Origin of the sequence: Mesorhizobium sp. M4A.F.Ca.ET.020.02.1.1 (genome assembly GCF_004022645.1) — a bacterium.
Lineage (GTDB): Bacteria > Pseudomonadota > Alphaproteobacteria > Rhizobiales > Rhizobiaceae > Mesorhizobium.
The window spans coordinates 1-7,713 of the sequence record NZ_RZOI01000242.1 but is presented as its reverse complement, the minus strand read 5'-3'; the positions used below and the strand labels follow the sequence as shown (position 1 = coordinate 7,713).

8 protein-coding genes and 1 pseudogene are annotated in these 7,713 nt (G+C 63.1%); 3 read left to right on the top strand and 6 right to left on the bottom strand.

The window, feature by feature from the left end; translation table 11 throughout:
* Together phoU and EN742_RS16660 are read right to left on the bottom strand one after the other, a co-directional pair.
* A partial coding sequence (phoU, locus tag EN742_RS16665; RefSeq protein ID WP_128333043.1) for a phosphate signaling complex protein PhoU occupies positions 1–497 on the bottom strand: 497 nt, incomplete at its 3' end.
* Positions 498–608: 111 nt separating this feature from the next.
* The gene (locus EN742_RS16660; RefSeq protein ID WP_127405936.1) at positions 609–1,874 is read right to left on the bottom strand and encodes an ATP-binding protein; all 1,266 of its coding nucleotides are present in this window, start codon (positions 1,872–1,874) and stop codon (positions 609–611) included.
* Between the two features lie 160 nt (positions 1,875–2,034).
* Here EN742_RS16660 and ppk2 point away from each other — a divergent pair, with 160 nt between their 5' ends.
* Positions 2,035–2,940 carry a polyphosphate kinase 2 gene (gene ppk2, locus EN742_RS16655; RefSeq protein ID WP_127405937.1) on the top strand — a complete coding sequence of 302 codons (906 nt, stop codon included), beginning with the start codon at positions 2,035–2,037 and terminating at the stop codon, positions 2,938–2,940.
* A gap of 148 nt (positions 2,941–3,088) precedes the next feature.
* Here the strand turns inward: ppk2 and EN742_RS16650 are convergent, their stop codons facing one another.
* The 3 genes from EN742_RS16650 to EN742_RS16640 all read right to left on the bottom strand — a co-directional run bounded on the left by EN742_RS16650 (position 3,089) and on the right by EN742_RS16640 (position 5,319).
* Positions 3,089–3,838 carry an enoyl-CoA hydratase-related protein gene (locus EN742_RS16650; RefSeq protein ID WP_126056600.1) on the bottom strand — a complete coding sequence of 250 codons (750 nt, stop codon included), beginning with the start codon at positions 3,836–3,838 and terminating at the stop codon, positions 3,089–3,091.
* 12 nt (positions 3,839–3,850) lie between these two features.
* Positions 3,851–4,489, bottom strand: a complete 639-nt coding sequence (locus EN742_RS16645; RefSeq protein WP_126056601.1) for an acyl-homoserine-lactone synthase — start codon at positions 4,487–4,489, stop codon at positions 3,851–3,853.
* A gap of 98 nt (positions 4,490–4,587) precedes the next feature.
* A complete protein-coding gene (locus EN742_RS16640; RefSeq protein WP_126056602.1) occupies positions 4,588–5,319 on the bottom strand; it encodes a LuxR family transcriptional regulator in 732 nt (243 codons plus the stop codon).
* A gap of 291 nt (positions 5,320–5,610) precedes the next feature.
* Here EN742_RS16640 and EN742_RS16635 point away from each other — a divergent pair, with 291 nt between their 5' ends.
* Positions 5,611–6,426: a transporter substrate-binding domain-containing protein gene (locus EN742_RS16635; RefSeq protein WP_126059248.1), complete on the top strand. Its 816-nt coding sequence runs from the start codon at positions 5,611–5,613 to the stop codon at positions 6,424–6,426.
* Positions 6,427–6,578: 152 nt separating this feature from the next.
* Here EN742_RS16635 and EN742_RS16630 read toward each other — a convergent pair whose 3' ends face one another.
* On the bottom strand, positions 6,579–6,989 hold the full coding sequence (locus tag EN742_RS16630; protein ID WP_126056603.1) for a tellurite resistance TerB family protein: 411 nt from the start codon (positions 6,987–6,989) through the stop codon (positions 6,579–6,581).
* 156 nt (positions 6,990–7,145) lie between these two features.
* Between EN742_RS16630 and lysK the strand changes: the two are divergent.
* Positions 7,146–7,713 (top strand): annotated as a pseudogene (lysK, locus tag EN742_RS16625) (lysine--tRNA ligase); the annotation flags it as partial.

Sequence of the window (7,713 nt, the reverse complement as noted above, 5' to 3'; positions counted from 1 at the left end):
GTATACATGGCGTCGATCTGGTCGTCGCGATCGCGCACGAAGCCGATCTTTTCCACCGAGCGCGAGGCGTAGACGTCGAGCACTTCCTTCAGCTGCGTCAGCGCCAGGTCGGCCAGGGCCTCGAGGCCCCGGTACAGGCTGGTCGGCTGGCGTCCGTCGATGACGGCCGCCACCCGCTTGGCGACGTTCTTGCCGAGGTCGCCGACGCGCTCGATGTCGGCGGAGATGCGGATCGCGCCGACGATCTCGCGCAGGTCCGTCGCCATTGGCTGGCGTCTGGCGATGATGACGATCGCCTTGTCGTCGATCTCGCGCTGCCCTTCGTCGAGGGCCTGATCGTCCCGGATGACCTTCTGGGCGAGGCCGGGATCGGCATTGACCAAGGCGGTGATCGCCTGCTCGACCATGCGCTCGGCATGGCCGCCCATCGCAGCGATGCGCTTCGACAGGTATTTCAGCTCTTCGTCATAGGCACTGATGATATGCACGGACTGCATGAACGAATGCCTTCCCGGGGTCTTTTTGACCGAGTCGCTTCCTCAATCTCCCGCTGATACGCCAGCCGGATGACAGAAAGAAGAAACAGCCAGTTAGCAAATAGTACTGACTCAGCGCGCTGGCAAATGGACCGAGAACGCCGCGCCTTTGCCGACTTCCGACTTGATCGACAGCCTGGCATTGTGGCGCGTCAGTATGTGCTTGACGATCGACAGGCCAAGGCCGGTGCCCTTCTGGGTGCGGCTGCTTTCGACGTCGACGCGGTAGAAGCGCTCGGTGATGCGCGGAATGTGTTCTTCGGGGATGCCCGGGCCGTAGTCCCTGATGGTGACGTCGATGCCCGGCTCGGGGCCGGTCCCGTCGCGGGCGATCGACACCGTGACACGCCCGCCCGACTGGCCGTACTTGCAGGCGTTTTCCAGGAGGTTCTCGAAGACCTGGAAAAGCTCGTCACGGTCGCCCGGCACGTCTAGCGGCCCGTCGACGAAGTCGCGCTCGATGACGACGCTGTTCTCACGCGCAAGAGGCGCCAGCGAGTCGATGACGCTGTCGATGGTCTGGCGAAGATCGACCTCGGTTCCCGGCTTCAGGTAGGGCTTCATCTCCAGCCGCGACAGCGACAGGAGATCGTCGATCAGGCGGGCCATGCGGCCGGTCTGGTTCTGCATGATCTGCAGGAACTGGTCGCGCGCCGCCGGATCGCCGCGGGCCGGCCCGCGCAGCGTCTCGATGAAGCCCGAGATCGAGGCAAGCGGCGTGCGCAACTCATGGCTGGCATTGGCGATGAAATCGGCGCGCATCCTGTCGATCCGGCGCGCCTCGCTCTGGTCCTTGAACACCAGCACATAGAGGTCGGTGGCATGGCCGACAGAGGATGCGCTGACACGATAGGCCCGTTCGACCGGCAGCTTCTCGGTGTAGTCGACCATGTCGGATGCGACGGTCCCCGACAGGACGCTGTCCAGCAAGGCCTGCATTTCGGGGGCGCGGAATTTCAGCGACAGCGACATGCCCGGCGCAAGGCCGCCAAAGGCGGCGAAAGCGGCGGCGTTGGCGTGGACGATAGTGGCGGTGCGGTCGAAGATGATCAGCGGATCGGCGACAGCGGCCGCAAGGTATTCGCCAGAAAGCCGCTGCAAGCCGCCTGCTTCTATTGCCGCTGCGTCCTCAGTTGACCGGCGCGGGGCGCCCGACGGCAACAGCGCCGCCGCCACCAGCAGGGCAGTCGCCGCCACGAGCACATAGGCCGAAATGCCGGCAAGGCCATAGACGGCGAAAACCGCGACGATGCCGGCGGCAAGCAGCCAGCGACTCCCCCACAGCCGGACGGCCACCGGTTGCGCCGTGCCCTTCTGCTCCGCGTTCAGCTCAGCCATTCGCGCGCTCGCGCCCCATGCCTCTTCCCCGTCGCCGGTCGCGAAAACTTCCGCTGGACCGGCCTGGAGTGCTACAGCGTCATTTGCGCATCCAAACCGGGGCGCGGCGCCGTTGAGGCTCCCAATAGCATGAGTCCGCAAGCTGGAAAGGTTCGTCTCGATGAAAAAAGCCAAGGCAAGTCCCGCCCCGGCACCGGCACAGGGTCCGCTGAAAATCACGGTCGACGGCAAGGAGCGGGAGTTCGACATCGAGAATCCGGTGCTTCCCGACTGGATCGAGGACAACAAGCTGACCGCCGGCGGCTATCCCTACGACAAGAAGATGAAGAGCGAGGAATATGACGCGACGCTCGAGCAGTTGCAGATCGAGCTGGTCAAGGCGCAGGCCTGGCTGCAGGCGACCGGCAAGCGGGTGATGGCGCTGTTCGAGGGCCGTGACGCCGCCGGCAAGGGCGGCACGATCTTCGTGCTGCGCCAGTACATGAACCCGCGCACCGCGCGCAATGTGGCGCTGACAAAGCCGACGCCGACCGAGCTCGGACAGTGGTATTACCAGCGCTATGTCGCCCATTTCCCGACATCGGGTGAATTCGTGACCTTCGACCGTTCTTGGTACAACCGCGGCGGGGTCGAGCCGGTGATGGGCTTCTGCACGCCCGAGCAGCACGAGAAATTCCTCGACGAGACGCCGCATTTCGAGCGGATGATCTGCAACGAAGGCATCCACTTCTTCAAATTCTGGCTGAACATCGGCCGTGAAACCCAGCTCGAACGTTTCCACGACCGCCGCTGGAGCCCGCTGAAGAACTGGAAGTTCTCGCCGATCGACGTCGCAGGCATCAACAAATGGGACGACTACACGAAGGCGCGCGACCTCATGGTCGAACGCACGCACAAGGAGTTCGCGCCCTGGATCGTCGTGCGGGCCAACGACAAGCGACGGGCGCGGCTGGCTGTGATCAGGCGCATCCTGTCGTCGCTGCCCTATGACGGGCGCGACCTCGAAATCGTCGGCAAGGAAGACAAGAAGATCATCGGCGAAGGGCCATCATTCCTGGAGAAGTAGGTCCCATTTCGCCGACGATACGGGGCTGGCGGTCCTAGAGCCGGATGATTTCAGGTCGAATCGACCTGAAATCTGAATCCGGCTCTAAATCAAAGAGATAGAGCATGATGTCGTCCGAAAACCGCGTCACACTTTTCGGCATCATGCTCTAGGCCGCCAGCCGGGCGATGCGCTGCAGCCGCTTCAGGGTGGTGTCGTCCTGCAGCGCCTGCTGGAACAGCGATATCTCCTGGTCGATGCGGTCGCAGAGCGCGTTGGTGTCGCCCTTGAGCAGGCCGCGCGTCTGCAGGAGGGCTGCGACCGGCTTCTTGGCAAGCTGCCTTGCCCTGAGAAGGGCCGCGTCCTCGGCGCTGCCGTCGGCGACGATCTCGCCGACCAGCCCGAGCGCCTTGGCGTCCTCGGCATGAAGGGTGTCGCCCAGGCAGAAGAAGCGGAAGGCCCCGGCATAGCCGAGCTTCTGCGGCGCCAGGATGCTGGTTGCCGCGTCCGGCACCAGGCCGAAATCGACAAACGGCACCCGGAACGTGCTTGCGCTCGAGGCGATGACCATGTCGCAGTGGAACAGGATGGTGCAGCCGACACCGACGGCATCGCCGTCGACGCAGGCGAGCACCGGTTTCGGAAAGGTGGCCAGCGTGCGGAACATGTCGGTGACGGCGGCGATCAGCTCTCGATGCTTGGTGGCGTCGAGGAACTCGGAGAAATCGCCGCCAAGGCAGAAGCAGCCTGCCAGGCCGCGCAGCACGACGACGCGCACGTCATCGTTGACGGCGGCTTCGTGGAAGGTCCTGGCCAGGCTGGCATAGGCGCGCCTGTCCAGGACCGGCCGGCCATCATGCGAGGAGACAGTGACGACCAGCGTGTGGCCGCGTAATTCTGGTTGCGGGTGGATACTCATAACAAACTCCAATCACGATGCCTGCCGCAGGCCGAGCCTGTCGGGATAGCCCCTGGCCAGCACAGGGGCGAAATGATTGCGGCGCGCGCGCACCACGTCCAATGTGTGTTCGGTGAAGGTGAGCAGCGTGGCCACGACCTGTTGATTGCCGTAGGTACGCTGGTAGCCAAGCGGGGTCGCCAGGAAATGCAGTTGCAGCGCGCGCAGGACCCACATCGGCTCAAACTCGATGATGACCTGGTTGACGTTGCGCTTGAGTCCCCATTCGACGAAGCCGGCGATCAGCTCGGTGCCGACCGTCGACACGCCGCGCTTGCCATCGCGGAAGCCCGGCGCCACGGCATAGCGCGTCAGCTCCCAGATGCGAGGCCCCGAGGGCGGCGTGCCTTCATAGAGATCCTGCAGCACCTCGGTCAGGAGATGGGCCCGGGTCGTCGGCAACATCCGCTGATAGCCGGCAAGCTCGCCGTTGCGGATGACGAGCTGGTGCACCGCCTCGTCATGGTCGAACTGGTCGATCTCGAGGCCGTCCGGGCGTTCGAGATCGGTCCAGCCCATCTCCTCGACGAAGATCTTGTAGCGCAACCGGTGGACGGCTTCCCAAAGGTCGGGGCGCTCCATCAATTCCTGGGTTGTTAGGGAAAAAAGCATTAGCCGTCTCCTGTGTCCAAAAAGGAAGATACGGCCGGGCATTCCCGAAAAAATTACGCGATCGCGTAGGCAAGAATTTCTAGGCCGGCACGGCCGACCTAGCTAATATAGCCGCGCCTAATCGCTTCCGCGACGGCTTGCACCCTGTTGACGGCACCGAGTTTGCTTTTGGCGTTAAGAAGGTGTTTCTCGGAAGTGTGTTCTGAGATGCCTAGAATTTGAGATATTTCCCATTCGGACTTGCCGACGGCGGCCCATTGCAGGCATTCGCGTTCGCGCGGAGTCAATTCAATATGATCGATGGTCTTGGCGGCCATGGTGTGAATTTGCATGGCGCGGCCGATCGCATAGGTCGCCACCAGCGACACGATTCCGAACTCCGACTCGGACAATTCAACAGCCTCGCCGCCCAGCGACACCATGACGATCTGGCCGTCGAGCGTGATCAGCGGAAAAGCCAGGCCGTCGCGCAGCTTGAACTCCCTGGCGTCGCCCATCACCTCGCCGCTGCTCTTGTCGATGCGGATGCCTTCCGAAGCCTCCCGCCACTGGAACGGCGCCTGAAGCTGCTTCATGTGACTGACGACGGGATCGTGATCGACGTAGTTGCGCGCCACATAGCGCTCCAGCCACTCGCCCGGCCAGTCGCAGAGCAGGACGTGGTCCTTCTGCTGGCCGCGCGGTGTGCCCGGATGCGGAACCGTTCCAGCCATCAACGCCGTCAGGCCGAAGTTCGACGTGACGCCAAGCAGCCTTTCACAAACCGCGGCCGCCGTGTTGGCGTGCTGCAGCTGATCGATGTATTCCAGTGTGCGATCAAAATGACCCATCGCAACATCTACCCCATGTTGCCTTCCGCATCAGAGATCGATGGTAGATGCCTGACCCGCGCTTCGCCATCAACCCCGGATTGCAAAGCTGCTCCGCTTTCGTGACCGGCCGATTGCCCCCCTTTCAGCCGGCACCGCGGAGCTATTTGCAAACTCCCTAAACCATACGCTTAAATTCACAGGTTGAAATCAAAAACCATTGTGCCGGCGTGATTTTCGTACGAAAAGCCCAAAGACATGACTGGGCGGAGTCTTCTTGTGACATTGCGGCGGATAGTTATCGCCCTGTCGATGCTGGTGGCGGCGCAGTCTTTTGCCGGCATGACATTTGCCGCCGAGCCGCAGGTGCCGGTGCTCTGGGACGCCAAGGAGCGGCTGCCGAAGCCGGACCTCTCGGCGCTGCCGCGCCTCAGATTCCTCACCACCACCGATTTCCCGCCGTTCAACTTCCTGGATGGCGGCGGCAGGCTGTCCGGTTTCCATGTCGACCTGGCACGGGCGATCTGCGCCGAGCTCGGCATCGCCGAGAAGTGCCAGATCCAGGCGCTGCCCTGGGGCGAGCTCGACGAGGCGCTGCAGAAGGGCGAAGGCGAGGCGATCATCGCCGGCATCGCCGCGACAGCTGAAACGCGGTCCAAATACGCCTTCTCGCGATCGTACCTGCAGTTTCCGGCGCGCTTCATCATGCCGAAGGCGAAGGCCTTTACCGAACCGATCCTCGACAAGCTACGCAGCAAGCGCGTCGGCGTCGTTGCCGGCTCGGCGCATGAAAAGATGCTGCGCGACTATTTCGGCACCGTCCAGGTCGTCCCCTTCGACACGCCGGAAACGCTCTACGGGGACCTCAAGGCCGGCAAGATCGATGCCGCCTTCGGCGACGGCATGCGCTTTGCCTTTTGGCTAGGCGGCACCGACGCGGCCGGCTGCTGCCGCTTCGCCGGCGGGCCGTACCTGGCGCCCGAATATCTGGGCTCGGGCATGGCGATCGCCACGAGGGCCGGCGATCCGGCGCTGGCGGCGGCCATGGACTATGCACTGCAGGAGATTTCGGTGAAGGGCACCTTCGCCGAATTCTATCTGCGCTATTTTCCGGTCAGCTTCTTCTGAGGACTGCAGCACGGCCAGGGTTTGCTGAGATTCAGGTCAGGACGAGCCGAAGTGGTGGGTTCCGAGAATCGGAGCGGACTAAAAGTACGTGAGCACCGGAAGCGCAGGAAACCGCCATTTGCAGGCCGGCCTCACCTGAATATCAACAAAGCCTAGGTGAGTGTGCGCAGGCGCGCCTTGGCCGCGCGGGCGATAGCCGCGACAGTCAGCGTGTCGAGATCGAGCTTGAGGCGGATGAGCTGCAGCACTCGCACCTCCTCCATGCGCATTTCGAGATCAACGGCGGCGACCTCGAAAGCGGCGGCATAGGCGGTGTCGCGCAGCCGCTCCGGCAGCGCCCCTGCAACGAGTTCGAGCACGCCTTCCAGCCCGTCCTCGTCGTGCAAAGCCTTCTGGCAGGCCTGGGCAACCGCCACCAGCCTGTCCTGGTTGAAATCCACAAACACCGGCCATGAACGGACGACGTCGCCGATGCGTGCAAGCTCGACATCGGTCATGTCGCGGTCGGAAGCCGAAGTGATGACCATGAGGTAGATCAGGGCTTCGTGTGGCGTCAAAGGCATTCAAGACTCCATGATGATAGGCCCGAAGGTAGGGTCGCCACGTGGGCGCCGCAAGGAAAACCACCGCAAATCGTTGACGCTCCGGCTAGTGACGCCTAGAGACCGGTTGAAAACCTACTTGTCGCGAAGGCCGGCACATGACGTGGAAGCAGTGATATGACGGGATCAAACACCATCGATCTTAATCCCGAGATGCTGGCGGCGGCTGCCGAAAGCAAGGCCTGGCCGTTCGAGGAAGCCAAAAAGATCATCGCGCGCTACAAGGACGCCGACTTTCCCGAGACGGTGCTGTTCGAAACCGGCTACGGCCCGTCCGGCCTGCCGCATATCGGCACGTTCGGCGAAGTGGCGCGCACGACCATGGTGCGGCATGCCTTCCGGGTGCTGACCGAAGACAAGGTCAAGACCAAGCTGCTCTGCTTCTCCGACGACATGGACGGCATGCGCAAGATCCCCGACAACGTGCCGGATCGCGACGCGCTGGGGCCGTACCTGCACATGCCGCTTACGTCGGTGCCCAACCCGTTCGGGGGCGACTATGCCAGCTTCGCCGACCACAACAACGCAATGCTGTGCCGCTTCCTCGACACGTTCGGCTTCGACTACGAGTTCGCCAGCGCGACGCAGTACTACAAGTCAGGCCGCTTCGACGAGGTGCTGCTGCGCGCCGCCGAGCGCTATGACGAGATCATGGCGGTGATGCTGCCCACGCTGGGCGAAGAGC

Coding starts and splice junctions, on each gene's coding strand:
- EN742_RS16635 (WP_126059248.1), top strand. CDS start 5,611: ATGCTGGTGGCGGCGCAGTCTTTTGCCGGCATGACATTTGCCGCCGAG.
- EN742_RS16645 (WP_126056601.1), bottom strand. CDS start 4,489: ATGCTTTTTTCCCTAACAACCCAGGAATTGATGGAGCGCCCCGACCTT.
- EN742_RS16630 (WP_126056603.1), bottom strand. CDS start 6,989: ATGCCTTTGACGCCACACGAAGCCCTGATCTACCTCATGGTCATCACT.
- EN742_RS16650 (WP_126056600.1), bottom strand. CDS start 3,838: ATGAGTATCCACCCGCAACCAGAATTACGCGGCCACACGCTGGTCGTC.
- EN742_RS16660 (WP_127405936.1), bottom strand. CDS start 1,874: ATGGCTGAGCTGAACGCGGAGCAGAAGGGCACGGCGCAACCGGTGGCC.
- EN742_RS16640 (WP_126056602.1), bottom strand. CDS start 5,319: ATGGGTCATTTTGATCGCACACTGGAATACATCGATCAGCTGCAGCAC.
- ppk2 (WP_127405937.1), top strand. CDS start 2,035: ATGAAAAAAGCCAAGGCAAGTCCCGCCCCGGCACCGGCACAGGGTCCG.